The organism is Lysinibacillus irui (assembly GCF_028877475.1).
Classification (GTDB): domain Bacteria; phylum Bacillota; class Bacilli; order Bacillales_A; family Planococcaceae; genus Lysinibacillus; species Lysinibacillus irui.
Window position 1 is genome coordinate 4,185,297 of record NZ_CP113527.1, and the last position, 26,752, is coordinate 4,212,048.

Genomic DNA, 26,752 nt, shown 5'->3' on the forward strand with positions numbered 1-26,752 from the left:
ATCAGATAATAGTTCGGGTTATTTTAATTGTCAATAACTAAATTTGTAAAAAGGATGCAAAGTATTTCGATATTTCTACAAACTTTAAAGCCCCCGGAGAAAGATGAACACTGTGTTTGTATGCAATTCCAACCTGTCGAATATATGCTTGAGAAAATTTTTTTCTAATCAAACTACTTGGCGCATGTAGTAAGAGAGAATTCGGAACAATGGAAATACCTAAATTTTCATTAACCATTGTTAAAATGACCTGATCGACCGATAATTCATATACCACATTCGGGTGGATTTTATGTTTGGCTAAAACCCTTGATACATCTCGGTCAATAGTACGTTTAGGCATAATCCAACGTTCATCCTGTAATTGCTCAATGTTAAGTTCACTCTCTTTTGCTAATGGATGCTCCTTCGCCATGATGCAGACAAGTTCATCATCAAAAATCGCGTCAAATACAAGATGTTTAGAATGTGGTTGTACTAAAAATCCAATATCTACTACCCCATTATGTAACCAATCCTCTATTTGGTCATAATCCCCTTCCAACAAACGAATGTGTAAATCCGGATGATGCTGTTCAAAGTACGCTAAAACCTTTGGCAGTAAGACAAGTGAAACACTTGGTAGAATACCAACGGATAACGTACCACCAATTAGGTTTTTTAATTTAGCGACTGAGGTTTCTAGTTGCTGCTGTTGCTGCAATATCTTTGAGATATGCTCATAAATAATCTTTCCCTCACTCGTTAAAACAATATTGTTACGGTTTCGAATAATTAGTGACAAACCAAATTCTGCCTCTAAATTACTAATCGTGTGACTGATTGAAGACTGTGTAAGATTTAGCTTTAATCCTGTCTCTGTAAAATTCCCCGTATTGATCAGCGTATGGAAAGCAATATATTGTGCCAATGTTGCCATATTACCGCCATCTCCTTTTATGATTTTTTTTCATAATAAATTGTGTAAATATTCATTTGATTTCATTTACTAGCCACCTCTATAATAAAAATAAAATCCAAGTAAATCAATAAGATTTGTATTGAGGGGGCTCATACTAATGGCAGGGGAAAAATTAATGATGAAGGCTTTATCCATGGACGTAATTACGGCAAAAATGTTTACAGAGTTACATCTCTCCATTACAGAGCAATATGGGGAGTATGGTCGTGAATTAATACAAAAAGGTTTAGAGGCATTTGGTTTAAAGGACGCTGAAGCCATGGCTAAGAAGGCAACAGCAGAAGGCGAAAATCATACTTTCTTTGAATATTTACCATCGATCGTGGAAGGTGAAGAGAAATTTGCGGATTTAACAACGTTCGCCCGTTTTTCAAAAATGTTTGCACAAATTGCTAAGCCAGTTGTAGATGAGTTTGGTGAAGCGGGTGAACAGGTCATCATGCGCGCAGTCGAACGTTTCGGCCATAAACGGGGCCAAGGTATTGCTCAACGTGCACGCACAAACGGCCTAGAAAATTCAGTGGATAACTATTTAACAAACTATGATATGGGCCGTAGTGATTTATTTGAAATTGAAACCGTCTATAAAGAAAATGAGGTAGAACAAACATTTACTCACTGCCCACTAGGTCAACAATGGGCTGATGATGATATGGGCAAATACGGCATTTTATATTGCAAAGTGATCGACCCCTCTATTGCCAAAGGGTACAATAAAAATTTAGAGGTGGTTCATGACCAATTTGTCTTGCGTGAAGGTCAATGCCACTTCCAATTCCAAATGAAAGAGTGATTGTCATGATTAATGGAGATAGACTCTTACAGCATCTTCAAGACTTAAGCCAAATTGGCCGTAATGAAGCAACAGGTGGTATTAATCGTTTCTCGTTCACGCCGGAAGAAAAGCAAGCCATTGAGTTAGTCACAACTTATATGGAACAAGCAGGAATGCGTGTAACAGTCGATGCAGTTGGAAACCTTATTGGAACTTATGGTGAGGGTAATGAAACCATAATGCTAGGCTCTCATATTGATACAGTACCAGAAGGCGGTAAATATGATGGTGCATTAGGTGTGCTAGCGGCAATTGAAGTGGTACATACTATGCACGAGCAACAGTTACTACCTTCAAAAAAAATTCAAGTTGTCGCCTTTAAAGATGAGGAAGGTACGAGATTTGGCTTTGGTCTACTTGGCAGTAGCGCAATGGCTGGCCTATTAACAGAGGAACAATTACAGCATAAAGATGAAGTTGGCATCTCCATTGAAGAGGCAATGAAGGAATTCAACTTGACTCCTTATCCTTTAATAAATGCACAACGTAATGACATTACAGCTTATTTAGAAATGCATATTGAGCAAGGAAAAGTATTAGAGAATGAAGATCTACCCGTCGGTGTTGTAACAGGCATAGCAGCCCCATTATGGCTAGAGGTAACCGTAACAGGTGTCAGCGAACACGCTGGTGCAACACCTATGCCGCTTCGTCAGGATGCGCTAACTGCAGCAAGTGAAATGATTTTAACTATTGAGCAGCTATTAAATGACACAACTGAATCTGTCGCAACTGTCGGCAAGTTGACTGTCTCTCCAAATGGCACAAACGTTATTCCTGGCAAGGTCACATTCTCGATTGATCTACGGGATATTGACGAAAATAAAGTAAGTACATTAGAGGCTGCCATATTGCAACAACTGCAACTGATTGCTAAACGAAGACATGTCACATTGACTTCTAAAGTGTTACAGCGCATTAAACCTGCAAAAACAAATACAGCGCTACAACAACAATTAGCTACAAGCATTGAAAAACAGGGAATACGTCCTTACTCCCTCATCAGTGGTGCTGGGCATGACGCCATGAATATCGCGGAAATTGCACCGATTGGGATGTTATTCGTCCGTTCAAAGGACGGTATTAGTCACAATCCTTTAGAATACAGTTCAGATGAAGATATTATTGTAGCAACTAATATTTTTTATGATACCGTTGTCGAGCTTGCTAGATAGACTATTTATAAAAGAAAGCCATTCTCTATATTGTTGAGAATGGCTTTTATAGTAAGTCTTCAACTTTTGCCCTAGCAATAATTTTTTGAATGAACGGCCCTTTTTTCTTGGTATAGGTTTGGCGATCATACTGAAAGTGATTAGCAAGCTGTTCTTTTAACGTTTCATATTCTTTCGCTGCTTGAGGATTTATTCGGAGATAATCTCGGAACAGGCATTTATCATTCCACTCTTTACTGTTATATTCACATACATGTAAATGACATGTTCCTTGGCCCCATAACCCTTTTCTAAAAAATCTTCTATCCATTAGCTCTAGCTTCGGAACGTATTCATAGTCAATATTACTTAGCGCCTCTATTAATTCTGGCACCTCCTCTATACTTTTGACGCCTAGTAGAATATCAATAATGGGCTTGGCCTTCAAACCTTTGATAGATGTGCTACCGATGTGCTCAATCCCTAATAATGCATGTCCAATAACTTTTTGAATTCTTCTTTTCTCATATAAAAATTGTTCTTCCCAATTCAAGTCATACTCTGACAATACCACTTTAATTTTTCTCATCTTTGTTTACCTAGCTATTTCTTTTTTAAATAATCCTACAATAAATCCATCTAATCCGAAATATAGATCATCCGTAGACCTAGATAACATTTTTCTTATTTCTATCTCCTCTAAAAAGTGAAATATTTCTTTTAATTGATTTTGTGTATAGCCAAGTCCTCCCTCTAAACTTCGTTTTAAATATACTTCTTCATCCGTCATGGCAGAACCGCCATATGCACCATTTTCCTCAAACAAGCATAAAGCAAAGTAGCCACCTGGTTTTAATAATTTATCAATCATATCTATATAACTAACACGACGATGTGGCGCTATATGATGAAAACATCCTGAATCATAAATAAAGTCAAAACTATTCTGTTCATAATCCAACTCAAAAATATTAGCGCAGACGAATTCTATATTGACATTTTCTTCATTCATTCTTCTTTGAGCCCATTTCAGTGCGTTATCGGATATGTCCACTCCAACCACGGAACATCCATTTTTAGCTAAATAAATAGCATTTCGTCCAGCACCACAGCCAATTTCCAACACTTTACCAGGATTAATCATATTCTTCTCAAAGTAGTGTACAAGATTTTCGTCAGGCTTATTCACAAAGAAAGGAATATTTTGAAATGTATCATAAAAGTCATTCCAGAAATGTTGGGGCTCACGCAACAAACCGTCTAATAAAACAAGCAAATCTTCATTGGATTTAATTAACATTCCATACCTCCCAATCTTCCCTTTACAACATTAATTATATGGGAATTGCTAAATACAATACCAGCTTCAAAATACCCGAAATATCCCATGTACAATAAGTAGAGAAAATATGATTTTCTCTACTATTTATTAGTATCACCTAATCCTTCTTTCATCCGGATTCAACTTTTCTAATAGCTGATAAATCATATCTTCATAACTGTGGGCTTCTTTATAGGCCCGCTCAACTATCTGCCCCCTCTTAAAACCCAATCAAAATTGAAAACCTTTATTTTTCTTTTTTAGAACGTCCAGACAAATGGTGATGAGCAATTTTATAAAGCCAAGAGAAAAAGAGACCGTATAAGAAAATTGATGAATTAAATTCGGAGAAATTAATTTAGTGGTCACGATTAAAAGATTTTGCCATTTTCATCACAGTAAAATTCAATGGTAAACCTCTTCTCGTATTGTATTGTATTTAGCTCAAATATCCCCTCTATTTGAATACTAAATGTTCGCCCATCGTCAATTAACGCTGTTTTATAGGAGGTTTGCTTCCACGTTCCTGATTGCGTTTTTATTAGGCTTGTAGAAACATTTTCAACAGAAGAAAACAGTTGGCGTTTGTGGGATGCATCATATTGCGTTTCAAAATCCCCTGTTACTTCAACAGTTCTTAAAATATCAGGGAAGTACATATAGGTTTTTTTAGTAGTACTACCATCGTCATTGGTAATTACAGGTTCTGGTGTAATCAGGTAGTTATTAATTCTTTCGCGTTCTGTGGCTAAATGTTGTTTTACCCAAGATTGAACATTCTTTTTAAATTCTTCAGGTGAAATCCAATATTCATCTTCGAAATCCTCCATTGGTCCAACAGCAATGTTTAAACCTGATTTCAGCGCCATAGCCTCCTCTATAATTTTTACATATTGCGCATAGTACTGTTTTTTTATTTCTTCTGTTAGAGGTGGAAGTGGCTTTATAGCAGTACTTTCTACTAATTGAGACTCATCACGCGTATCTGTAGTAGCTAAGGGAGAATCTATTGTAGTTTTCTCTACTGTTTGAAGAGTAGGTAAGAGACTAATTCCAATTAGGACAACTGCAAAAATAGAAACCACCAAAGGTTTCCACTGATATTTATAATTAGGAGATTGGTTTATTTTAGCCAAAATATCTGCTCTATCTTTCTTTGTAAATTTAATAGACGTAGGTATTGATTTCTCCAGTTCATTTTTAATACTCATATTCTAAATTACCCTCCTCTATCGTTATTTTTGCTAATTTCCGCCCTCTAGCTAACCTGGTTTTAACTGTGTTGGGAGAGCATTTTAACACTTCAGCCATTTCTGCTATTGATAATTCAACATAATAGTGGAGCCAAATTACTTCTCGATATTTGATGGGTAAAGAATTCACTATTTGCCCTATAGACTGATTTTGCTCTTGGCGTAAAACATCTAGTTCAATAGAGTCTCTTTTTAACCAATTTTTCACTCTTTCTGTCACTTCAAATTTTTTATAATGCCAGCTTTTTAAGTAATTTTGACATTCATTCACTGCTATTCGATATAAATATGTTTTAATAGTAGAACGTCCTTCAAAGACATCAAGGCTTTTATAAAATTTAATAAAAACTTCTTGTAAAAGATCCTCCGTCTTCTGAATTTCTTTTACATATGTATAAATTAATCTTTTTAAATAATCCCCATGTTGATTCATTACTTCATAAAGCAATTTTTCTTTGTCATCAGTTGTCATAATAAACCCTCCCTTCTTATAAAGTTAGACAAAGCTGGAAATGAACTGGTTTCATTTTACCAAAAGGAATTTTTCTACTTATAAGTATGCTATAGTGTAGTTATGGTAAAATTTCTAGAAATTAGAAAGGAGCTAGGAAATGGAGGAAATTTTAACGATTACGAATTTAACGAAGAGTTATGGGAACAAGGAAATCTTAAAGGGGATTGACCTTCATGTATCTAGAGGAGAAATTATTGGCTATATTGGCCCAAATGGCGCTGGGAAAAGTACAACTGTAAAATTAATTTTAGGGCTTGAGGGCGATTATGGCGGAGAAATCAAGCTTTTTGGAAAAACCATAGAGCAGGATCAAATTGATTATAAGCGGAAAATCGGGTATGTTCCTGAAATTGCGGATGTTTATGATAACTTAACAGGCTATGAATATTTAACATTTATTGGGCAGCTGTATGGACTGGAGCTTGAGGAGGCATCTGACAAATCGAAATCGCTAATGGAACTGTTTGGTGTTGGTGAAGCGTATCATTCTAGAATTTCTTCTTATTCAAAGGGTATGCGACAAAAACTACTAATCATTGCAAGCGTCATACATAATCCAGACCTACTATTTTTAGATGAACCGATTAACGGCTTAGACGCAAACAGTGTCATGATATTTAAAGAAATCTTAACTCAGCTAGCTGCCCAAGGAAAAACCATCTTCTACTCATCTCATATTATGGATGTCGTTGAAAAAATCAGTAGTCGTATCATCCTGCTGTATGATGGGAAAATTGCTGCGGACGGAACATTTGCCCAATTACAAGCTGATAACATGGAAGGAACGCTGGAAAGAATTTTTAACCAGTTAACTGGATTCCATGAACATCAGGAGATTGGAGAAAAGTTTGTCTCCATCGTACAAGGAGTGTCATTATGACGGATTTTAAAACACTTCAATTGCTTGATATATTTCGATGGCTTTTTGTAAAAATGGGCATTGATTATGACATGATGAGAAAAATTCTACAACTTAAACTAACGATGGATGAGCGTAAAGTACCCACACTATTTCAACAGAATAAAAAGAAAGACGATCAAAAATTTGGCTATATTAAGTCTCTATGGATTTATGTCTTATTCGGACTTATACTCATCCCACTTATGGGATTTGGTCAAAACTTTCTTTTTCAAATGAGTATTGCCTTTGCAATGATCTTATTTTTAATTATGACTTCTTTGATTTCTGACTTTTCTTCTGTGCTCTTAGATGTGCGAGATAAAAGTATACTTTCGACGAAGCCGATTTCTGCTAGAACTATTAATGCCGCAAAATTTATGCATATTTTTATTTATTTATCCTATTTAACAATGGCCTTAACAGCTATCCCCCTTGTTATCAGCCTCTTTACGCAAGGAATTGTATTTTTTATTTTAACAGGTTTTGAAATCATACTCATTAATTTATTTATCGTGGCGTTTACTGCCATTTTATATATCGTTATCTTACGTTTCTTTGATGGCGAAAAGTTGAAGGATATGATTAACTATGTACAAATTGCACTATCTCTGATGCTCATGATTGGTTATCAAGTGCTGATTCGATCATTTGAATTTGTTAACTTAGATATGGTGGTTTCGTTTCATTGGTGGAGCCTCTTCCTCATCCCGATGTGGTTCGCCGCTCCGTATGAATTAATACTTCATGGTGACACATCCTTATTAACAGTAATCTACAGTATCTTAGCAGTGATTATTCCTATCATCTCTATTTGGTTATATATCAAACTCATCCCAACGTTTGAACGCAATCTTCAAAAACTACTAAGTACAAGTAAATCTAAAAAAGAGAAGAACAATAGACTCAAATCATTGTTATTATCTCTTATTTGTAGAACACATGAAGAACGAGCCTTCTATCGTTTTTCCACTCTGATGATGAAGCAAGAGCGAGAGTTTAAGCTCAAAGTCTATCCTTCTTTAGGTTTTTCATTTATTATCCCATTTATTTTTATCTTTACCTTTAGCAGATCTGAGGAGATTGACTACTCGAGCAGTATGGGCTACTTAACGATTTATTTTAGTATGCTAATTATACCTTCTGCAGTGCTTTTCCTTGGTCATTCTGCTAAATATAAGGCCGCTTGGATCTATAAAACACTTCCGATTAAAGATTATATAGGTTTACAAAAAGGTAGCTTAAAGGCCTTTTTAATTAAATTGTATATACCTTTATATATCGTACTAAGTATTGTATTTTGCTATATTTACGGCGTTCGAATTATCCCAGATTTGTTAGTGGTTTTAGTAACAAGCTGGCTATATACGGTCTTCTGTTTTGTTATGATGAGCAACAAAATACCCTTTACCAGACCCTATGATGAAATTGGAGATGCTCAAGGCTGGAAAACAATGTTGTTGTTTATCCCTTTAGCTATGCTGGCAGGTTTACACTTTTTAATCGCTAGTCAGGTTACTTTCGGATCCACTGTTTATTTCATTATGCTTTTCTTTATCAATATGGTGATATGGAAAGTTGCTTTTAAATCTTCTTTGTAATTAAAAAAACGGCTGGATTCCCTTTATTCAATGGGATTAGCCGTTTTTTCTTCTTAAAACTATCCGTTTAGCAAGTTTTTTAGTTCACTTAAAACAGAATCTACTTGAATCTCGTTTGTTACATAAAATTCTTTGTATGCATGTTCTACACTTTTCTTTAGCTGATAATCTTTTTGTGAGTTAAGAACATCCTTAAAAGTTTGAACGGTTCGCAAAATAGAGGTATCACGCCTCGCCTCATTAATTCTAGATTCCAGTATTTCTATAGGTAAATCAAATTTGACAATGATGATGTGAAATCCGCTATTATTAAACCTTTGTATAAGACGGTTTCTATTAAATTCGTTTAAATTAGAATTACATAACACAATATGAAACTTCGTATGATCTACCGCATATTGTACGAGTGTTTCTGTTAATTTATATTTAATCGTATTTTCCCCATTATTCGGGATTAGCTTAGAATAAGAATCATATAAAAATTGTGCTTGTTGATCTTGATCTATCACAATACAATTTTGGCACATCTGCTCTAAACTTCGTGCAAATGTAGATTTACCACTGTGTGTCTTACCAATAGTCAGCACACAAAATCTAGTCATGGTAACACCCCATTCACTTTTTTAGTACCTCATTGAAAGTTTTAAAAAGCTTTCCGCTCATAAATACGTATCGATAGCAACCATGAGCTAATAAATAACAGAACAGTAATGATTGTGGCAAAAAGGTATAGTTGTAGTTCCTGTACAGTCATAAAATTTTGCACTAGGGTTCTTAACCTATCATTAAAGTTAGGAACAAAATAATTTATTACGACCATATACATTCCAACTAAAGCAATACAAATAATAGTTAGATACTTGGTTTTAAATTTATAGGATATCGGTAAAATAAATGATATGGCAATCATAACGAGACCCATATTAAGTAATATTTCTTTCCACAATATTAATACCACTGTTCCATTTAAAAGATAATTGGCTAAATACGTATAGCATATGAATAATCCTGTAAAAATTAACGCTCCAATATATTTTGAACTAACAATTTCTTTTCGTGTATAGGGTAATGAATTAAGTAAGATGTTGGCATTATCTTTTTCATCACTAGAGAAAGCATTTAAAATAAAAACAACACTATAAACAAATACTATAAATACCGGAGAAACATTAACCAGTAAATAAAGTAGAATAGTAGCTATGTAGATGATGAGCGTGTTTTTTTGGATTAAGATATCCTTTAGAATAAGATTCAGCATATTACCACCCCTTCTTTGTATAATACATAATATCTTCAAGCGTGGGTTTTTCTACAACAACGGTATCACCAAATATAGTTTTAATACGATGTTTCTCATTCGCTAACGCTTCAAATCCGCTGTTTGTTTTGCGAATGGACACGAACTCCTGCTCCGTTTCACGATCTAATAGATCAAGTGTCCCTTTGACGACGGCATAATCCTCTTCAATCTTATAAAACTCCTTCGTAAATATATGCTCACCTTGGTGAATAAAGGTTATATAGTCTGCAATGCGATCTAAATCTGTTGTAATATGTGTTGAGAAAAATATAGTTTTTTCTTCATCTTGCATTAATTCATGTAAAATATTTAGAAGCTCTCTGCGAAAAATAGGGTCAAGACCTGACGTTGGCTCATCCATAATAATTAATTCCGCATGGTGAGCTAAGGCAATCGCTAATGATGCCTTCATCTTCATCCCCTTTGAGAAGGTTTTCATATTTTTGTTCAGAGGTAACTCAAACTGTTCAATATACTGCTGAAATGCCTTGTCATCCCAGTTTTTATAAGCTGGTTTAATGATTCTTTTCATATCATTTAGTGTGATATTTTCATAAAAAATATTCTCATCATAGACAAAACCGATTCGCTCTTTTATTTCTTTTTCGTGCTTCTTATAACTCTTACCGAAAATAGAAATGGTCCCACTATCCTGCTGTAATAAATTCATAATCATTTTAATTGTGGTCGATTTCCCTGCTCCATTCCCTCCTATAAACCCTGTGACAAAACCTTTCTTAACGTTAATCGAAAGATCTTTTATTTGAAAACCTTTAAAAGATTTTTGTATATGTTGTAATTCAATAACACTTTCCATCACTCATCCTCCGTATACAATAAAGTAAGCATTTCCTTTAACTCAACTAAGCTAATATCCATTTCCTTCGCATTTTGAATCGCCACTAATAACTTTTCCTCAATAGCCTTCATTTTTCTTTCCTTCATGATTTCTGTATTTTGTTCAGAGATAAACGAACCTTTTCCAACAATAGAGTAAATAAAGCCGTTTTTTTCAAGCTCTTCATAAGCTCGTTTCGTTGTAATGACACTAATTTCTAAATCCTTTGCTAGCTGGCGCATGGAAGGTAATGGATGCCCCTCTTGTAATTCACCTGTTAAGATCGATTTTTTAATCTGCGCATATATTTGTTCATAAATAGGCTCTTTTGAACTGTTTGAAATAATAATTTGCATGCAATTACCTCTTCGTGAAATATTGTATATATACTTTATATACAATATATACACATTAAACCAGATTTGCAACTATAATTTACTTTTATTTAGCAATTTTGTGTAACTATCCCCACTACGCGACCAAGACCCACAATAGGGATATAGTTACCGTGAAGAGAAAAAATAGAGCATATAGCCAAATTAATGACTATATGCTCTCAGTTTTTAAAATATAAATTTTTAACGAATTGATCCAGCCATATATGAACAGTCGCTTCAGGAGATGTAATGAAGCGATACAAAAATTCAAACAAGTGCTTTGATTATTGCTTCGATTTCGTGTCGTCTTTTTCTCGCCATTTTTTAGGGTTGAGGTAACTTTTAAATTTGTTAGCTACTTCCTTCCCAACAAGTAGAGCACCTAGCCAAAACATGATTTCAGCTACAATAATACTTCCTGGAATAAGCCCAGCCTTTACTTTTGTAGGTATGGGTGTGAATGGTGTAATGATTGGGACTAACCATAGCGAAAGAGAAAAAATAATAACGCCTATACCAAGCTTATAGGTAAAGGATTTTTTGTTTTCAGTAGAGGGCATAACATGAATCTCCTCATTTAATTTAAAATAGTTCTATTTTACAAACTATAAATATAATAATATAGCTTGGAGAAATCCTTAGCTTTTAGGGCTTCTCTTTCAATAAAGAATTGCATTGTACCTGAATCTAATATCATGGCATAGGTCTTTTTATCATTACCTTCCATATCTAATTGAAACAGCAATTCGGCATGGCTATTATGTTCATCAAAACTATTTTTATCCATGAACGCATAGCCCCCTATCTTTGTGCCACTACTATCCGTTTTATCAAAATACTTACCATACTCAGGATCCTCCATTGGTAATTCATAGTGAACTGAACGTGGATCAGTATAAGGTACTAACTCCTCCTGTAAAGTAGCTTTTAATGCATAAGGGCCACCAAAGATGATCGGTTCACATAGCTCATACTCCTCTTCTTCTTCAGAAAAAGGCTCAATATCAACGGAGGTTTCAATTTCCTCATAGTACCTACAATAATAGCCATCCTCATAAAGACCATAATCCTCATCTGCCAATACAAAAAACTGCAAAAGACCATGCTGTGGGGAATTTTCTAGCTTAGGTAGCTGTGAAAAATTAAGCTGTGCCAAAAACATATAAGGTGTTCCACTCTCATGGATGGGGAATTCATCACCCGGCTTACAATAAGGTTGACCACCTAGTTTACTGTCCGTGTATGTAACCGGCTCTTCTACTGCTTGCAAGACAATCGCTTTTTTCAAAGAATGTTCCATTTCAAATTTCCTTTCTTCCTCATACTAAGAGGTAAATCAAACTAATAATCGTGTGCAATTCTAATGTAACTTATTTAATTATACATGTGCGGTAACTCTATAAAAATAAAATCCCACTCATTTGAAGTATCCAAATAAGTGGGATTGGTAAGCCTTTTATTTCAAAGATTGTAGTGGCACACGTAGCTCTGCATCTGGGTGGTTCGTAGTATATTTCCAAACATATATATCAAGATCTTTACCTTTGAAATTCTTATACTCATCTATATTCTTATTATTATTATCACCGAGAAATCCTACTGTGAGAGGCATCCCATAATTTCGATCTTTATGGTCTAGGTAATAAGTTTGACTGACACCACCAAACGTTGGATCAGAGCTAAAGGATTCAACGTAAAGGTTATTGTCCTTCTTATAATACGTCCATGTAATTGGAAAATCCCCAATCGTAGATGTTTTAATTTGAGGTTTCTCTGATATGTCAGTCAAACGAATCGGTTTATGATCGCCATCTTCTACATCCACTCGGTGTTTGGCTACTAAGGTTATAGATTGTTTCGCCAACATCGACACATCAACCCCCGTCATTTCAAAGCGAAGTTCTACTTTATAGGGATCATTTTCTACATCCCATCTTCCTCCATCTAATAGTACTCCTCCAATATCCAGTTGATAATCCATATAAGGTTGATGAGCATATCTCTCTTCACTTGTCAGAATTAATCGAACTTGTGTTGGTGTAACTTTCATTTCATGAATTTTTGTTCCACCAGGGACATTTTCTAAAGGAATATTTACCACTTTTCTAAATGATCCTTTTTTCAGTTGCTCTTTGGTCAGATTCATCTCAATACTCCAAGTATCCTCTGCAACACCTAAAGTATGTTCATACGCCAGTTGGAAATTTGACCCTTTGGTTTTTAAGCTATCTTTAGTAAAAATTTGTTGACTCAAGTATTCATCTGTTGCTCCAGGAGTACCAAAAACAGGTGTTTCCGCTTCTTGTATAGGTTGATTCTTATCATCTAAAGCCTTGATACGTACCCACTTGTTCTTCATTTTAGCGTCTGTAAACGTAACGGCTGATTGAAGGAGTATTTTCCCCTCTGGTTGTTCAAAAGCTTGTATAGTTACATTATCAATTCCATCCTTTTGAATAGTGAAAACCTGCGTATTAGTATCATTAGGATTATAGTTAATTGACTTCTCTTCATTACCAATCGAATGAATATTTTTCATCGAGAAATTAATATTGGACTTCTGGTCATCAGCAACCCAGTCTGTCTCAAAATATCCTTGGAAGAGGCCGAGATCTTCATTCCAAAGATGTGCATAATTTCCTTTAATAAAATCTCCGTTAGAGTCTGTAAGACCAATTTGATCAAAACTAACATCCTTTCCTTTCCAAGAGGCGTCAGGTTTTAAACTATACAAAAGGAAGGTTCTGTTTTCATCAATAAACACCGTATGTACGGTTAGCATAAACCCACTCTTCGTAACAGATTGTTCAACTTTTTGGCCTAAGCCCTGTTCTAAAGCAGACTGAATTCCCTCTCTATACGAAAGTATGTTAGACCAGTCATAATTCAATGCTGCATAGACAGGGGTAGCCATTAGAGCCACAGCTAGGCCCGCTATTAAAGCAAATTTCTTCCTTCTACGAGGTCGAAGTTCGATTGGTTCTTCTAAAGTCTTTAACTCATCTTTCTGGATACTGCTCCACATTTGATCAAAATCAGGATACTGTACATTATTGGTTGTCTTCATCTTGCTTTTAAGCTTCTTCTCAATGCGTTCCAAATTGATTCTCTCCCTTCAACCAAAGGTTTTGATTTTGCTCCAGTTCTTTTCGCATGATTTTCAATGCTTTATGAAGCCTAGATTTTACTGTGCCTACTGGGATCTTTAATGTTTCTGCAATTTCTGCTAGCGATAATTCTCCGATATAGCGGAGAGTGATAACAGCCATCAGCTTTTCTGGTAGCTGCTTTAGAAGATCTTCCCACTCCTCCTCTGCTGCTTTTTCCAGTACAATGGTGTCGACAGATTTAACTGATGCCGTAGTCTGTTCGTGGAGCAATTGAATCTGACTCTGTTTTTTCAGGTGAGATTGCTTTCTTTTTAGTAGATTTAAGCATTGATTCATTGCAATACGCATAATCCAAGCTCTTATGTGTTCAACGCTTTTCCAATCCTGACGAAAGACGATGACAAAGACATCATGGCAAAGATCTTCTGCATCTTGGGTGTTCCGTAGCATGTAATAACAAGTACGGTATACATCTTTGTTGTATGAATCGAATAATTCACGTTCAGTCAATTTATGGCACTCCTTTCTGCTTGTTCTAACTTATAAACAAATGACTATTAAGAAAGGTTCATTTTTTTAGATTTTTCTATGTAATTTAATTATAAAAAGCCACCATAACATGAAGCATGTTGAAAATAAAAAAGCAGATGGCCATATAGAAATCCTGATAGGACATCTAAACCATCTGATCAATGATATCTTACCCTTATGGGAAGTCGATGTTTTATTTCTTTATTTCCAACAATACAGTACTACACTTCGCCATTTTTACGTGCTGCCATTTCATCTTTCATTTCATCTTTCAACGCTTCTATCGATTGTTTACGACGCTCATTTTTTTCTTTTACCATTTTACTTTGCATAGGATCTGCAAACTCCATACTAATTTCTGCTTCATGAAGTTTTTCTTCGGTATTTTTAATAATACCCTGAATTCGTTCAACATTATTGGATCGATCATCTGGTTTTCGTTGTCTTGAATTAGCCATGTTAACCTCCTAAAATTTTGACATAACATTATTCTGGGTTGTTTTTTTGATTATATGAGTGCTAACTTTTACTAAGAGAAATTCTCTTTAACATGACTAATACTAGCTAAAATTAGAGTGGTCCTACTTCAGACAATCTCTTCTTTCAAACCCTCATATGCTGATTTTGAATGCATAAATACATATAAAATAAGCGAGATAAAAATAGCGACCGCACCAAATACGATACAAACCATTTGTAGCGAAAACCATTCGGCTAGCAATCCTAAAGCTAAAGTAAAACCAATTTGCAGTACATTTATTACCATTGTTGAAACACTGCCAAACCGCCCCATGATAGCTGTTGGAACACTTAATTGATAAAATGTACTATAGCCTGCATTACAAAATGACATACATATCCCTAAGGCAATAAAACTAATAATTGCTAATGTAACATTCGGTGATGAGTAAAATAATGTGTAGCAGATCATTGTCAGGAGCAGACCATAAACAATATATTGTCTTGTCGAAAACTTTTTAGCATATCGTGCAGCCATTGCTCCTCCAATAATGGCACCAATTCCTGCAATACTGACAATTACACCATATAGACCATCTGAAGCTTGTAAGTTCTGTTTAATAAATGTAGCTTCTTGTGAGTCTAATGCAAAAGCAATCATTAAAGCACCTTGAAAATAGAGAAAAACTTTTGCAAAAGCGCCCTCTTTTTTTGTAAATGAATAGACAACACCATAATCCTCTTTTAGCATTTGCCAAGTAATGCGCTGTCGATGCATGTTCTGATGATCTTCTACTGCTGGAAGCTTAAAAATCGAGAAAGCACAGACAAAGAACGTCAAGGCGTTAAACCAAATCGCAACAGATACACTGGATATTGCAATAATAAACCCAGCCAATGCAGGTCCAATTAAAAACGAGCCAGAGCTAAACATTCCTAAAATTGCATTAAAGGATTGTTTATCTTCGTCTGGAATATATTTTGAAATATAATAGGTACTACTCGGTCCAAAAAAGCTACTTACTATATTAGATAAAAATAATACGCAATAAATAAGCCAAATCGAGGATGTAAACGGTAACAATAAAATCAATATGCCACGAACAATATCACTATAAATCATCAATTTTTGTTTATTGGATCGATCAATAATAGAACCTGCAAAAAAGCTCGTTATAATACGCGCAATTGGCCCCACAATAAAGATACTAGCCATAGCTGCTGGGGACTCTGTTAAGTGCCAAACTAATAAATTAAGGGCAACTAAATTCACCCAATTTCCCAAATATGAGAAACCAAAGCCAAACAGAATGAGACGATACTTCCTAATGGTGCTCATAAGTCTCCTTTCTATCATCCAAGAATGAATTATTGGTCTTTTTTTACATAAAAGTATTCCTTTAGATAATCATATCTATCTATGAAATACAGTGCAACTAAAACAAGCAACCCTAGCTAAATGCATAGCTTTGGGTTGCTTGTTTAGTTTGTTGAATCTCGCTGAATTAAAATCGGTTTAAAGCGATATAATTTTTGTTCATCAGCTAGTGGTTCTTTTTTGATTTTTGCTAGGAGCAACGAAGCCGCCTTCTGAGCCATTGGTAAAATGGGCTGCTTCAAGGTTGTAATGGAAGGTGTTAAAAAATTTGCATATGGTACATCATCAACAGCGATTACTTGTACATTATTTGGCACATGTAAGTTTCTTTTTTTAATATAAAGCATTAATTCCTGAAAAATACGATCATTTGCCGCAATAATTCCCTTTGGTGGTTGTTCCAATGTAAATAATTGATTGAATATCTCTGTCATCTCAGCTGGCTCACCATTTTTTATATAGCGCTCATCAATCAACAGATTCCTATTTCTGAGCGCTTGTCGAAATCCTTCTAAACGTTCTACACGAGGAGTAATCGGTAAGGCTAAAGAAGTAGTGATAATGGCTAATGGTTGTTTTTGGAACGTCTCTACCGCCATATCCATTGCAGAAAAATTATCAAGCAACACAGCAGGAATATCTACTCCCTCAATAAATCGGTCAATAAAAACGATTGGCATTGCTTGTTGATGAAGTCTTATATAGAGATTTTTATTTTCTCCCGTTGGAAAAACGATTAAGCCATCCACCTGTTTTTCTAGTAAGGTTTCGATATGCTTTTTCTCTTTTTTAGGGTTATCCGCCGAGTTACATACAATCATATGGAAGCCTTCTTTATCGAACTCTGCTTCCAATGCATTAATAATTTTTGTTGAAAAGTCATGGATTATATTCGCTACTATAATACCTATCGTAAAGGTGGATTTCTGTTTTAAGCTACGAGCCATTAAATTTGGACGATATTGCAAAGTTTCAATAGCTTCTTCAATTTTCTTACGGGTCTCTACACTCATATATTCATATCGCTTATTTAAAAATTGAGAGACGGTACTATTTGAAACATTTGCATATTGCGCAACATCGGCAATTGTTGTTTTTTTCACTAAAATCAATCTCCTACCTATAAATATGAAAACTCTCCTTGGTATTATGTAGCATAGCATACTTTACTAGTTAAATTAACTATTCAAATAGTTATACACTTGTTCAGGTAAATCAATGCCCTTTTCCATTGTTTCCGCACTTCGTTTCTGTTCAATTTCGCCTGGTACCAGTACTTGATCAAAATTTGGTGCCGTTGGAGCATCATGTAATTCATTAATCATTTGTGAGATATTTGCTTTGAATTGATCAATATCTCCAAAAATATTTGGATCTAATACATATAAATATTGTCCTAGATTACGCTTTTGTTCGTAATCACCATACATTTTTGAAATATGTGGACCAAAAGCTGCACTTGCTAAAATTCCGGAGAGAACATCTACTACAAGTGCCATACCATATCCTTTTGCCCCTGCAAACGGTGTTAAAGATTTTACTTGATGAGGATCTGTAGTTGGCGCCCCTTGTACGTCAACTCCCCATGTATTAGGGATTGTCTCTCCTTTTTCACGTGCATATAAAATTTTCCCGAGGGCCACATTACTTGTTGCCATATCCAAAATGATTGGTTTATCGTCTGTTGGAAAACCGTAAGCTATCGGATTCGTGCCAAAATAAGGCTCTTTTCCTCCAAAAGGGACAACTGCTGAGTCGGTTTGAGAGCACATGATAGCAATTAAATTTTCGCTCGTAGCCTGTTCAAGGAAATAGCCGAGTGCCCCACAATGGCTGCTTTCTTGAATAATCGTTGTACATGAGCCATGTTCCTTTGCTATTTTAATCGTTTCATCCATTGCTTCCTTACAAATAACATGTCCAAAACCATTATCCCCCTTAAATAGAAGGTGATTTGTGCCACGCTTTTCAACTGAAAAATTTGGGTTTTTCGTTATGCCCCCTGCCTTTAAACGTGTTATATAATGTTCCACACGCATAACGCCATGAGAACTGACACCACGTAAATCTGCATAAATCAAAACATCTGCTACTTGCGCCGCAGTTTCAGCGTCAACACCATGAGCTGTGAATTTTTGAGCAACTAATTCTTTTAATGCTGATACAGAAATATTCATTGAAAGTCCTCCCCATTATTTAAAATAAATTTGCGCTTTGTTCGTGTTATATTGTTTTGCCTCAAAGTAAGAAATCGCTTCGTCAAATGCAATATTTTTCGTAACATAGCCTTGCTTTATCGCTCCTGACTGCATATAGTTCATCACTGTCTCAAAATCTTCTAAAGTAGCATTTCTACTACTCTTTAACGTTAATTCCTTTGAATGAAATTCAGGATCATTAAATGTAATGGTCTTCTTCATTAAACCAATAAATACTAATGTGCCGCTATTTTCTACGTATTGGAATGAAGATTCCATTGATTGTTGATTACCTGTTGCATCAAAGACAACTGTAGGAAGTTCACCATTAAATTTTTCATGTAACTGCGCCATTATGTCATGGCTACCAACAATCACACCATCCGCTTCCGACCATGCCTGTCCTTCTTTTAAACGTTCTTCGTTCAAATCCATTAATACTGTTTTTGCACCGCGTAACTTAGCAAAACGTGCTGCTCCTAATCCAATTGGCCCTGCACCGATAACAAGTACCGTATCATTTTCTGTTAGTTCCGAACGACGTACTGCATGGGCACCAATAGCTAATGGTTCCACAATGGCTAATTGGTCACCTGATACAGCATTATCTGTAATGACAATACTGTCATCAACTACGATATATTCGCCCATACCACCATCCATATGTACACCTAATACTTTCAAAGATTTACAGCAGTTTGTTTGACCTCGACGACATGCAACACACTCTCCACAATGAATGTATGGAATAACTGTTGCACGATCTCCTACGTAGATGTCCTTAACTGCTTCACCGACTTCCTCCACGATAGCAGCTAGTTCATGGCCTAACACTCGTGGATAACTAAAGAATGGCTGTTCACCTGCAAAAGCATGTGTATCTGTCCCACACACGCCAATATGTGTGATTTTTAATAGAACATCATGACTTTTTTTAATAATTGGCTTGTCTACCTCACGTTCCACCATTTGAAATGGTTCATTAATGATCAATTGTCGCATGCTATTTCCTCCAATAATCTATGAATTGTGGATAATTGCTGAATAACCTTAGTTGCATCACACTGGAAATGTTCTTCAATAAATTGTTGCATTGGCTCTGTTTGACCTTGTTCAAAATGGTTATGGATTTCAGTCAGTATTTCAATAATCTGATCCGATTCACGCATGGAAAAGCGTCTTGGATTCATTGCATAGATTCCTAACGCTAAAGCTTGATAGTATATTTCTGTTTCGGCGTATGGTGCAATTCTCGTTTGCCACTTTGATAACTCATTTAATTGAATATCATATAGCTGATGCTCAATAAATGGATTTAAAAAACGTTCAAAAACATCTTGCTGATAGTGTTCATCCACTTGAAATCGTTTGGTAAAATCATTTGTTACTTTTTCAATAAATGCTCGAATACCTGTGTTAGAAAATGCATCTCTTACAGTTGTATATTGAAAAATTTTCCCAAATGCTGAAAGCAAAATATGACTACCATTTAAAATGGCAACTTTGCGTTTCCGATACATGTCTAAATCATCAAATACAAAAGGTAAATCATTATTTGTTGGCCAATGTTTAAACGGCTCTTTCTGATCAATTACAAAAAGGAAATAGGGTTCACAAACTGTATAAAGGGCATCTTCACCGTGATAATCTTGTGGATAACCTGTTACAATACGGTCTACTAGTGTATTACAAAAAGTTAAAGTAGCAAGCCATTCATTAAATGCTGTAGGCAGGTTCCAGTCTTTAGCATGCTGTAGGCAAATAATTTTTAGGGTAGAACCATTCTGTTCTATTAATTCCAGAGGCACAATGGCCAGTTGTTTTTCACCTTGAAAATGATTGAAATATTGTTCTAGGAAGACTGTTAACTTTGCTGCATAGCTTGTTGGACAGGCAGTTGGATAAGGGATATTTTCGTAATAAATTCCGGCCTCTGTTGTATTTGACACAATCATTTCAAGTGTTTCTGACTGCGCATATTGCAAAAATGAATGCCAGTTCACATATGGATGAATAGTATCTTGAATAACCTTAACGGTGGTTTCTTCTTCTACAACCTCACCATTTTTTAACCCTCGTTCCATCACAGTGAATTGCAACTGTTGTTCTTCTAGTTGTTTGACCGTTTTTCCTCTTGCTGTCGCTGCAACGGAAACGATACTGCAAGGAACTTGAAGTTTTTCAACCGCTAGGTCAAAAAAGCCTCTAATAAAATTCCCATCACCTATTTGCATAATTTTAATAGGATGCTTCATGTCATTTTCTCTCCTACATCGTCACGCCATCTTTAAAAATGGCGATTTCTTTGAAACCATACTTCTCATTATTCGTTTGTACTTCACCTGAAGCTAACGCTAATATATACTCCATAAATCCATCGACTACTTCATCCATAGGCTTACCATCCACTAACTGCCCTGCGTTAAAGTCAATCCAATTTTTTTTGCGTTCATAAAGTGGAGTATTTGTTGAAATTTTAACTGTAGGTGTAGGTCCTCCAAACGGTGTTCCCCTACCTGTTGAGAAAAGAACAATTTGGCAGCCTGTTGCGGCAAGTGCTGTTGTTGATACAAGATCATTTCCTGGGCCATTTAGTAAATGTAGCCCCTTTGTTGACATACGGTCGCCGTAATCAAGCACCTCTTTTATTTCTTGGAATCCACCTTTTTGAATACAGCCAAGTGACTTTTCTTCCAATGTTGTTATTCCACCCGCTTTGTTTCCTGGAGAGGGATTTTCATATACAGGTTGATTATATTTCATAAAATACTGTTTAAAATCATTTACTAAATGCACAATATCCTCGAAAACAGCGGCATCTTTTGCACGTTCCATTAAAATCTGTTCAGCACCAAACATTTCTGGAACTTCCGTTAACACCGTTGATCCACCTGCTGAGATTAATTGGTCAGAGAATAGGCCAATCATCGGATTAGCTGTAATGCCAGAGAAACCATCACTACCACCACATTTCAAACCAATTTTCAGTTCTGAAATAGGTAATGCTTGTCTTTTAAATGTCGTCACATAGTCAAAGGCCTTTTCCAGCAATTGTTGACCCTCTTCCATTTCATCTGCTGACTCTTGAACATTTAAAAAGGCTACGCGTTGTTCGTCATAATGCCCGACTGTTTTCTTAAATAACTCAATATAATTGTTCTCACATCCAAGCCCTAATACAATGACCGCCCCTGCATTAGGGTGGTGAACCAAATTAGCTAAAATTTTTTGTGTATACGTTAAATCATCACCCAGTTGTGAGCAACCATATGGATGGGCGAAATGCTGTACACCATCAAAATTGTCAGCCTTTAATAATTGATTGCCTAACTTCGCCAAATTTTCAGCTACCTTGTTAATACAACCAACCGTATTAATAATCCAGATTTCATTCCGCACGCCAACCTGACCATCTGTTCTACGATAGCCCTTAAACGTGCGCTGTACATGACGAGGCTCTGCTATGGGATGTGTTTTGGGTTTAAATTCATAGCTTAATTCTCCTGATAAATTGGTTTTCATATTATGTGAATGAACCCAACTACCTAATGGGATTTCTTCTGTCGCATGACCAATTGGAAAACCATATTTTGTGATATGTGTATCTTTAGAAAGAGTTGTGATGGCAATCTTATGCCCACGTTGTACTGGTTGCTGTAACGTTATTTCTATCCCATCCAATGGAAGTAAAAAGCCTTGAGGAAGATCACTCAAGGCTATGACAATATTGTCCATCGGATGGATTTTAATAACTGACTGATTGTTCATTTGAATCCATCCTTTCTATTTCTAAGCTATTTCTTTATGAACTATTGGTGTAACAAATTTAATAACTGCTAATGAAGCGATGACTGCTAAGCCACCTGCAAGTAGGAAAGCAGCAGAGAACGTTCCTGTTTTATCTACTAGGAAACCTGTTAAAGTTGGTCCAATAATCCCCGCCGTGTTTGCAAGAAAATGCATAAATCCACCAACAGATCCAACATACTTAGATTCCACCACATCATTAATAATGGCCCAGTAAATAGCCCCTGTTAAATATAAGAAGAAAACGGAAGTGGCAACAAGCGCAACAGCACTAATTGTTGTTGTTACAATACCTGCACAGCCAATAGAGACAGCAGCTAAGAATAAGCATGTAACTAGCACGACTTTACGAGAGAATAAAACACCCTTACGCATAAAGCGTTTATAAATGAAATCTGATACAATCCCACTCAATGCTAAACCTAGGAATCCTAAAATCCATGGGATAACTGTTACGATACTCATATCTTTAACAGCCATGCCACGAGCTTCCACTAAGTAGCTTGGGAACCAAGTCAAGAAAAAGAACAGAATATAGTTATAGGCAAAAAATGAGAAGGCTGTAAATAATACTGTAGGCTGTTTTAAATAATAAGACAGGCCACGACTATGATTGATATCTTCTGCTGCAATTTCTAATTGTGCCATTGATTCTACACTGTCTTCTTTGTTCGGCTTTTCTTTTACTACTTTAAACCATACAATTGCCCAAACAAATCCAAGGATCATGATCGCAATAAATGAATACTTCCAGCCATATGCTAATGCTATATAACCAACAATTGGACCAGCGATCGCACCACCGAGTGGCGTACCACTATTGGCTAGCCCTACTACAGAGGCACGTTTATCCGCTGGGAACCAGTTATTCACCATTTTATTTATGGTTGAGGATAGTGGCCCTTCCGCCATACCAAATACAATACGAACAATAATTAATGAAGCAAACCCTACTACTAATACCATTGCTCCACTGAATAAAGACCATACAATCATTGCTACAAATAGCGTTAACTTAGCACCAAATTTATCGGAAGCCATTCCACCTAAGAAATTGAAAATGGCATACCCAACAGAGAAGCTACTAAAGATAATCCCTAATTGTGTTGACGTTAGATGAATATCTTCTTGAATAAATGGTGCTGCAATTGATAATGCTGAACGGTCTAAATAGTTAATGACACCCGCTAAAAATAGCATGACAATAACAACCGTTTTGCCATCTCCAAAAATACCTTGTTGTTTCATATCATTCACCCCTAAATTTGAAATAAATCCCCTCTGTTAAACGCCGGAGTAAGCCATAAATCCACCATCAACAGGAATCGTTACGCCAGTGACAAATGCTGAGTATGTATCATCAGCTAAAAATAATAATGTTCCTAATAAATCTTGTGGTTTTCCAAAACGTTTTTGTGGTGTAGCTGTAATAATTTTTTCTGAACGGGTTGTTAGTGATCCATCTTCAGTCAGCAATAAATTACGGTTTTGTTCAGTAATAAAAAATCCAGGTGCGATGGCATTAACTCGTAGACCTGCTTCTGCAAAATGCACAGCCATCCATTGCGTAAAGTTATTAATCGCTGCTTTTGCCGCGCTATATGCAGGCACTTTTGTCATAGGGGCATAGGAACTCATGGATGAAATATTAATAATCGTCCCCTTCGTTTTCAGCAATGCTTCTCCAAAAACCTGAGAAGCTATAAACGTACCTGTAAAATTATTCGAGAATACGCTTTCAAAACCGTTTGGCGTTAATTCAAAGAAATTGGGTGTAATTGATTCTTCTTTATATACTTCATCAGCCGTAATAGCATCTGGATGATTGCCACCCGCTCCGTTAATAAGAACATCAATTTGACCATAACGCTGTAAAGTTGCTTGTCTCGCTGCTATTAATGATTCTTTGTTTAAAACATCCACAGTAAAATTAATAGCTTCTCCGCCATTTTCTTTAATCGATTGGACGACTGCTTCTCCTTTTTGTGCTGTACGATTTAAAATGGCAACTCGCATACCTTGCCTAGCCAATTCCCTTGCCATCTCTGAGCAAAGAACACCACTACCACCTGTTACAACGGCAACTTTATTTTGTAATGCTTCATGCACCTTTCTCACCTACTTTTAAAATAACTTTACGTACTTCATTTGGGTTTTTTTCTATATATTCAAAGGCTTCTTTTGCTTCATGTAATGAGAAAGTATGTGTAATTAAACCTTGTTGCTGTAGCTTCCCAGCATCAACAAGCTTCACTACGTTTTCAAATTGGAATGTTTGTAAACGTGATCCTTTTATCGATAATTCCTTTTTCGTGATTGGTAGGGGGGCAAGCTCAATGGCTTCCTCTCCAAAGCTAAGAACTACCACTCTTCCAGCAACTGAAACAGCATCGATCGATTGCTTAAATGTTAGTGGAATACATACCGCATCAATAGATACATTGACACCTACTCCATCTGTCCATTGATTAACAGCCTCTAATAAATCTTGTTCCTTTACATTGACAACTTCATCCGCTCCAAGTTCTTTTGCGTATGAAAGCTTAGCTGGATCCAAATCAGAAATCATTACACGAGCATCCATTAATTTAGCCATCTTTAAAATACAAATGCCAATCGGTCCTGCACCTTGAATTAATAGGGTTTCACCTTTCTGTAGTTCACCACGATATACGGCTTGTGCGCCAATTGTGTAAGGTTCGATTAAGACAGCCTCTTCAAAAGGTGTGTGATCTGCTACTTTATGCAATTGCTTTTCTGCAACTACAAAACGCTCACGCATACCTCCATCTTCATGAACACCAAAAACAGAAAGCTGTTCACAGACGTTTGGTTGTCCTTTACGGCAAGCGTAGCACTCACCACAATAACGAATTGGTTCGACAACAACTTTGTCACCCACTTTTAATCCTTGTACCTCTTGGCCAACCTCTAATACACGTCCAACAACTTCATGCCCAGGTATACGAGGTAATGTCGCTAATGGATTCGAACCATGATAAATATGCATATCTGAGCCACATATTCCAACATATGCTGTTTGTACAAGCACGTCTGTTGAATTTGTTATCACTGGTTCTGCTACATCAATTAAAGCCATTTCAAAAGGTTTCATTACTTGTAGTGCTTTCATACATGTCACCTATTTCTTTAGATTTTCATAAGCATCCCAAAGACCATTTAAATACATAATGCCAAGTGCACGATCATATAAGCCGTAGCCTGGACGACATTGTTCGCCCCAAATATGACGACCATGATCTGGACGAACATAGCCTTCATAGTTTTGGTCATTTAATGTACGGACAATATTTTTAATATCGATTGAGCCATCCGATGTAAAATGCGATGTTTCAAAGAAACTACCATTTTCCTTGATTTTCACATTACGGATATGGGCAAACGGAGCACGATGTGCGTATTTTTCAGCGATTGCTACCATATCATTTTGTGGGTCTGCTCCCATTGAACCTGAGCAAAACGTAAAGCCATTCGCATTTGAATCAGATATTTTAATTAATTTTTCATAGCTTTCTGATCCTGTAATAATGCGCGGTAAGCCAAAGATTGAATACGGTGGATCATCTGGATGAATCGCCATTTGAATACCTACTTCTTCTGCAACTGGTAAAATAGCTTGTAAGAAGTAAGCTAAGTTATCCCAAAGTTTAACTTCATCAACTTCTTTGTACTGCTCAAATAATTCTGAAAGTCGAGCTAATCGTTCAGGTTCCCATCCTGGAAGGGTTAAATCCGAAGAAGCACTTACTTCATTCACCAGTTCTTGTGGATCTAAATTCATTACCTTCTCCTTGTCGAAGTAGAGAGCCGTTGAGCCATCTTCTAATGGATGGAATAAGTCTGTACGTGTCCAATCAAATACTGGCATGAAATTATAGCAAATAACTTTAACACCTACTTCACCAAGGTTCCGAATAGATTGTTTATAGTTCTCAATATATTGATCACGTGTTGGCAATCCTAGTTTAATATCTTCATGGACATTGACACTTTCTACGACATCTGTATGGAATCCAAAAGACTGAATATAATCAACTTCATCTTGAATAGCTTCTTTAGACCATACTTCCCCTGCTGGTAGGTGATGGAGTGCCCAAACAATCCCCTTTACATTAGGTATTTGCTTCACATCTTCTAGTTTCACTGTATCATTGCCACGACCATACCATCTAAAAGTCATATTCATACTTGTTACC

Annotated in this window: 28 protein-coding genes; 4 read left to right on the forward strand and 24 right to left on the reverse strand. The window is 36.1% G+C overall.

Annotation, left to right across the window (positions count from 1 at the left end):
• Positions 1 to 37: 37 nt before the first annotated feature.
• Complete coding sequence (locus OU989_RS21095) at positions 38 to 919, reverse strand: LysR family transcriptional regulator (protein ID WP_274794883.1); 882 nt, start codon at positions 917 to 919, stop codon at positions 38 to 40.
• 139 nt (positions 920 to 1,058) lie between these two features.
• On the opposite strand from OU989_RS21095, the gene OU989_RS21100 reads away from it, so the two are divergent.
• Entirely contained in the window at positions 1,059 to 1,754 is a 696-nt protein-coding gene (locus OU989_RS21100) for an L-2-amino-thiazoline-4-carboxylic acid hydrolase (protein ID WP_274794884.1), read from the forward strand.
• Positions 1,755 to 1,759: 5 nt separating this feature from the next.
• Positions 1,760 to 2,971, forward strand: a complete 1,212-nt coding sequence (locus OU989_RS21105) for a Zn-dependent hydrolase (RefSeq protein WP_274794885.1) — start codon at positions 1,760 to 1,762, stop codon at positions 2,969 to 2,971.
• Positions 2,972 to 3,017: 46 nt separating this feature from the next.
• On the opposite strand, the gene OU989_RS21110 is transcribed toward OU989_RS21105, so the two are convergent.
• The 4 genes from OU989_RS21110 to OU989_RS21125 form a co-directional block, all read right to left on the reverse strand.
• Positions 3,018 to 3,539, reverse strand: coding sequence for a GrpB family protein (locus tag OU989_RS21110; protein WP_274794886.1), 522 nt, complete (start codon positions 3,537 to 3,539; stop codon positions 3,018 to 3,020).
• A gap of 6 nt (positions 3,540 to 3,545) precedes the next feature.
• On the reverse strand, positions 3,546 to 4,250 hold the full coding sequence (locus OU989_RS21115) for a class I SAM-dependent methyltransferase (protein ID WP_274794887.1): 705 nt from the start codon (positions 4,248 to 4,250) through the stop codon (positions 3,546 to 3,548).
• Between the two features lie 392 nt (positions 4,251 to 4,642).
• On the reverse strand, positions 4,643 to 5,482 hold the full coding sequence (locus OU989_RS21120; protein ID WP_274794888.1) for a hypothetical protein: 840 nt from the start codon (positions 5,480 to 5,482) through the stop codon (positions 4,643 to 4,645).
• On the reverse strand, positions 5,472 to 5,996 hold the full coding sequence (locus OU989_RS21125; protein ID WP_274794889.1) for a sigma-70 family RNA polymerase sigma factor: 525 nt from the start codon (positions 5,994 to 5,996) through the stop codon (positions 5,472 to 5,474). Before OU989_RS21125 ends, OU989_RS21120 begins: the two co-directional genes overlap by 11 nt.
• Positions 5,997 to 6,135: 139 nt before the next feature.
• Here OU989_RS21125 and OU989_RS21130 point away from each other — a divergent pair, with 139 nt between their 5' ends.
• Both OU989_RS21130 and OU989_RS21135 read left to right on the forward strand, forming a co-directional pair.
• Positions 6,136 to 6,918 (forward strand): ABC transporter ATP-binding protein, encoded by a 783-nt coding sequence (locus tag OU989_RS21130; RefSeq protein ID WP_274794890.1) that lies wholly within the window; start codon positions 6,136 to 6,138, stop codon positions 6,916 to 6,918.
• Entirely contained in the window at positions 6,915 to 8,537 is a 1,623-nt protein-coding gene (locus OU989_RS21135) for a hypothetical protein (protein WP_274794891.1), read from the forward strand. The genes OU989_RS21130 and OU989_RS21135 overlap by 4 nt, the downstream gene beginning before the upstream one ends.
• A 59-nt stretch (positions 8,538 to 8,596) precedes the next feature.
• On the opposite strand, the gene OU989_RS21140 is transcribed toward OU989_RS21135, so the two are convergent.
• The 19 genes from OU989_RS21140 to uxuA form a co-directional block, all read right to left on the reverse strand.
• On the reverse strand, positions 8,597 to 9,139 hold the full coding sequence (locus OU989_RS21140) for an AAA family ATPase (protein ID WP_274794892.1): 543 nt from the start codon (positions 9,137 to 9,139) through the stop codon (positions 8,597 to 8,599).
• A gap of 41 nt (positions 9,140 to 9,180) precedes the next feature.
• The gene (locus OU989_RS21145) at positions 9,181 to 9,795 is read right to left on the reverse strand and encodes an ABC-2 transporter permease (protein ID WP_274794893.1); all 615 of its coding nucleotides are present in this window, start codon (positions 9,793 to 9,795) and stop codon (positions 9,181 to 9,183) included.
• 1 nt (position 9,796) lies between these two features.
• On the reverse strand, positions 9,797 to 10,654 hold the full coding sequence (locus OU989_RS21150) for an ABC transporter ATP-binding protein (RefSeq protein ID WP_274794894.1): 858 nt from the start codon (positions 10,652 to 10,654) through the stop codon (positions 9,797 to 9,799).
• On the reverse strand, positions 10,654 to 11,031 hold the full coding sequence (locus OU989_RS21155) for a GntR family transcriptional regulator (RefSeq protein ID WP_274794895.1): 378 nt from the start codon (positions 11,029 to 11,031) through the stop codon (positions 10,654 to 10,656). The genes OU989_RS21150 and OU989_RS21155 overlap by 1 nt, the downstream gene beginning before the upstream one ends.
• Positions 11,032 to 11,336: 305 nt before the next feature.
• Positions 11,337 to 11,612 carry a transporter suffix domain-containing protein gene (locus OU989_RS21160; RefSeq protein WP_274794896.1) on the reverse strand — a complete coding sequence of 92 codons (276 nt, stop codon included), beginning with the start codon at positions 11,610 to 11,612 and terminating at the stop codon, positions 11,337 to 11,339.
• Positions 11,613 to 11,650: 38 nt separating this feature from the next.
• Positions 11,651 to 12,352 carry a YwqG family protein gene (locus OU989_RS21165; protein WP_274794897.1) on the reverse strand — a complete coding sequence of 234 codons (702 nt, stop codon included), beginning with the start codon at positions 12,350 to 12,352 and terminating at the stop codon, positions 11,651 to 11,653.
• Between the two features lie 156 nt (positions 12,353 to 12,508).
• A complete protein-coding gene (locus tag OU989_RS21170) occupies positions 12,509 to 14,152 on the reverse strand; it encodes a DUF4179 domain-containing protein (protein WP_274794898.1) in 1,644 nt (547 codons plus the stop codon).
• Complete coding sequence (locus tag OU989_RS21175) at positions 14,139 to 14,672, reverse strand: RNA polymerase sigma factor (RefSeq protein WP_274794899.1); 534 nt, start codon at positions 14,670 to 14,672, stop codon at positions 14,139 to 14,141. The genes OU989_RS21170 and OU989_RS21175 overlap by 14 nt, the downstream gene beginning before the upstream one ends.
• 242 nt (positions 14,673 to 14,914) lie before the next feature.
• Positions 14,915 to 15,151: a small acid-soluble spore protein Tlp gene (gene tlp / locus OU989_RS21180; RefSeq protein WP_274794900.1), complete on the reverse strand. Its 237-nt coding sequence runs from the start codon at positions 15,149 to 15,151 to the stop codon at positions 14,915 to 14,917.
• 128 nt (positions 15,152 to 15,279) lie between these two features.
• A complete protein-coding gene (locus OU989_RS21185) occupies positions 15,280 to 16,491 on the reverse strand; it encodes an MFS transporter (protein WP_274794901.1) in 1,212 nt (403 codons plus the stop codon).
• Between the two features lie 143 nt (positions 16,492 to 16,634).
• Entirely contained in the window at positions 16,635 to 17,633 is a 999-nt protein-coding gene (locus OU989_RS21190) for a LacI family DNA-binding transcriptional regulator (protein ID WP_274794902.1), read from the reverse strand.
• Positions 17,634 to 17,708: 75 nt separating this feature from the next.
• Positions 17,709 to 18,707 carry an ureidoglycolate dehydrogenase gene (allD, locus tag OU989_RS21195; RefSeq protein WP_274794903.1) on the reverse strand — a complete coding sequence of 333 codons (999 nt, stop codon included), beginning with the start codon at positions 18,705 to 18,707 and terminating at the stop codon, positions 17,709 to 17,711.
• Between the two features lie 15 nt (positions 18,708 to 18,722).
• Entirely contained in the window at positions 18,723 to 19,730 is a 1,008-nt protein-coding gene (locus OU989_RS21200) for a zinc-binding alcohol dehydrogenase family protein (RefSeq protein WP_274794904.1), read from the reverse strand.
• Positions 19,718 to 20,983, reverse strand: coding sequence for a mannitol dehydrogenase family protein (locus tag OU989_RS21205; protein WP_274794906.1), 1,266 nt, complete (start codon positions 20,981 to 20,983; stop codon positions 19,718 to 19,720). Before OU989_RS21205 ends, OU989_RS21200 begins: the two co-directional genes overlap by 13 nt.
• A gap of 13 nt (positions 20,984 to 20,996) precedes the next feature.
• Positions 20,997 to 22,496 (reverse strand): UxaA family hydrolase, encoded by a 1,500-nt coding sequence (locus OU989_RS21210; RefSeq protein WP_274794907.1) that lies wholly within the window; start codon positions 22,494 to 22,496, stop codon positions 20,997 to 20,999.
• Positions 22,497 to 22,517: 21 nt separating this feature from the next.
• Complete coding sequence (locus OU989_RS21215; protein ID WP_274794908.1) at positions 22,518 to 23,783, reverse strand: MFS transporter; 1,266 nt, start codon at positions 23,781 to 23,783, stop codon at positions 22,518 to 22,520.
• Positions 23,784 to 23,819: 36 nt separating this feature from the next.
• Positions 23,820 to 24,653, reverse strand: a complete 834-nt coding sequence (locus OU989_RS21220) for an SDR family oxidoreductase (RefSeq protein WP_274794909.1) — start codon at positions 24,651 to 24,653, stop codon at positions 23,820 to 23,822.
• Positions 24,637 to 25,668 carry a zinc-binding alcohol dehydrogenase family protein gene (locus tag OU989_RS21225; RefSeq protein ID WP_274794910.1) on the reverse strand — a complete coding sequence of 344 codons (1,032 nt, stop codon included), beginning with the start codon at positions 25,666 to 25,668 and terminating at the stop codon, positions 24,637 to 24,639. Before OU989_RS21225 ends, OU989_RS21220 begins: the two co-directional genes overlap by 17 nt.
• Positions 25,669 to 25,677: 9 nt before the next feature.
• Entirely contained in the window at positions 25,678 to 26,742 is a 1,065-nt protein-coding gene (gene uxuA / locus OU989_RS21230) for a mannonate dehydratase (RefSeq protein WP_274794911.1), read from the reverse strand.
• Positions 26,743 to 26,752 lie beyond the last annotated feature (10 nt).

Excerpts from the sequence above, each read along its gene's own strand:
- OU989_RS21100 (WP_274794884.1), top strand. The coding sequence starts at position 1,059 with ATGGCAGGGGAAAAATTAATGATGAAGGCTTTATCCATGGACGTAATT.
- OU989_RS21095 (WP_274794883.1), bottom strand. The coding sequence starts at position 919 with ATGGCAACATTGGCACAATATATTGCTTTCCATACGCTGATCAATACG.
- uxuA (WP_274794911.1), bottom strand. The coding sequence starts at position 26,742 with ATGAATATGACTTTTAGATGGTATGGTCGTGGCAATGATACAGTGAAA.
- OU989_RS21210 (WP_274794907.1), bottom strand. The coding sequence starts at position 22,496 with ATGAACAATCAGTCAGTTATTAAAATCCATCCGATGGACAATATTGTC.
- allD (WP_274794903.1), bottom strand. The coding sequence starts at position 18,707 with ATGAATATTTCTGTATCAGCATTAAAAGAATTAGTTGCTCAAAAATTC.
- OU989_RS21135 (WP_274794891.1), top strand. The coding sequence starts at position 6,915 with ATGACGGATTTTAAAACACTTCAATTGCTTGATATATTTCGATGGCTT.
- OU989_RS21155 (WP_274794895.1), bottom strand. The coding sequence starts at position 11,031 with ATGCAAATTATTATTTCAAACAGTTCAAAAGAGCCTATTTATGAACAA.
- OU989_RS21125 (WP_274794889.1), bottom strand. The coding sequence starts at position 5,996 with ATGACAACTGATGACAAAGAAAAATTGCTTTATGAAGTAATGAATCAA.
- OU989_RS21110 (WP_274794886.1), bottom strand. The coding sequence starts at position 3,539 with ATGAGAAAAATTAAAGTGGTATTGTCAGAGTATGACTTGAATTGGGAA.
- tlp (WP_274794900.1), bottom strand. The coding sequence starts at position 15,151 with ATGGCTAATTCAAGACAACGAAAACCAGATGATCGATCCAATAATGTT.
- OU989_RS21165 (WP_274794897.1), bottom strand. The coding sequence starts at position 12,352 with ATGGAACATTCTTTGAAAAAAGCGATTGTCTTGCAAGCAGTAGAAGAG.
- OU989_RS21115 (WP_274794887.1), bottom strand. The coding sequence starts at position 4,250 with ATGTTAATTAAATCCAATGAAGATTTGCTTGTTTTATTAGACGGTTTG.
- OU989_RS21140 (WP_274794892.1), bottom strand. The coding sequence starts at position 9,139 with ATGACTAGATTTTGTGTGCTGACTATTGGTAAGACACACAGTGGTAAA.
- OU989_RS21215 (WP_274794908.1), bottom strand. The coding sequence starts at position 23,783 with ATGAAACAACAAGGTATTTTTGGAGATGGCAAAACGGTTGTTATTGTC.
- OU989_RS21145 (WP_274794893.1), bottom strand. The coding sequence starts at position 9,795 with ATGCTGAATCTTATTCTAAAGGATATCTTAATCCAAAAAAACACGCTC.
- OU989_RS21130 (WP_274794890.1), top strand. The coding sequence starts at position 6,136 with ATGGAGGAAATTTTAACGATTACGAATTTAACGAAGAGTTATGGGAAC.
- OU989_RS21120 (WP_274794888.1), bottom strand. The coding sequence starts at position 5,482 with ATGAGTATTAAAAATGAACTGGAGAAATCAATACCTACGTCTATTAAA.
- OU989_RS21160 (WP_274794896.1), bottom strand. The coding sequence starts at position 11,612 with ATGCCCTCTACTGAAAACAAAAAATCCTTTACCTATAAGCTTGGTATA.
- OU989_RS21105 (WP_274794885.1), top strand. The coding sequence starts at position 1,760 with ATGATTAATGGAGATAGACTCTTACAGCATCTTCAAGACTTAAGCCAA.
- OU989_RS21150 (WP_274794894.1), bottom strand. The coding sequence starts at position 10,654 with ATGGAAAGTGTTATTGAATTACAACATATACAAAAATCTTTTAAAGGT.
- OU989_RS21200 (WP_274794904.1), bottom strand. The coding sequence starts at position 19,730 with ATGCGACAATTGATCATTAATGAACCATTTCAAATGGTGGAACGTGAG.
- OU989_RS21225 (WP_274794910.1), bottom strand. The coding sequence starts at position 25,668 with ATGAAAGCACTACAAGTAATGAAACCTTTTGAAATGGCTTTAATTGAT.
- OU989_RS21205 (WP_274794906.1), bottom strand. The coding sequence starts at position 20,983 with ATGAAGCATCCTATTAAAATTATGCAAATAGGTGATGGGAATTTTATT.
- OU989_RS21185 (WP_274794901.1), bottom strand. The coding sequence starts at position 16,491 with ATGAGCACCATTAGGAAGTATCGTCTCATTCTGTTTGGCTTTGGTTTC.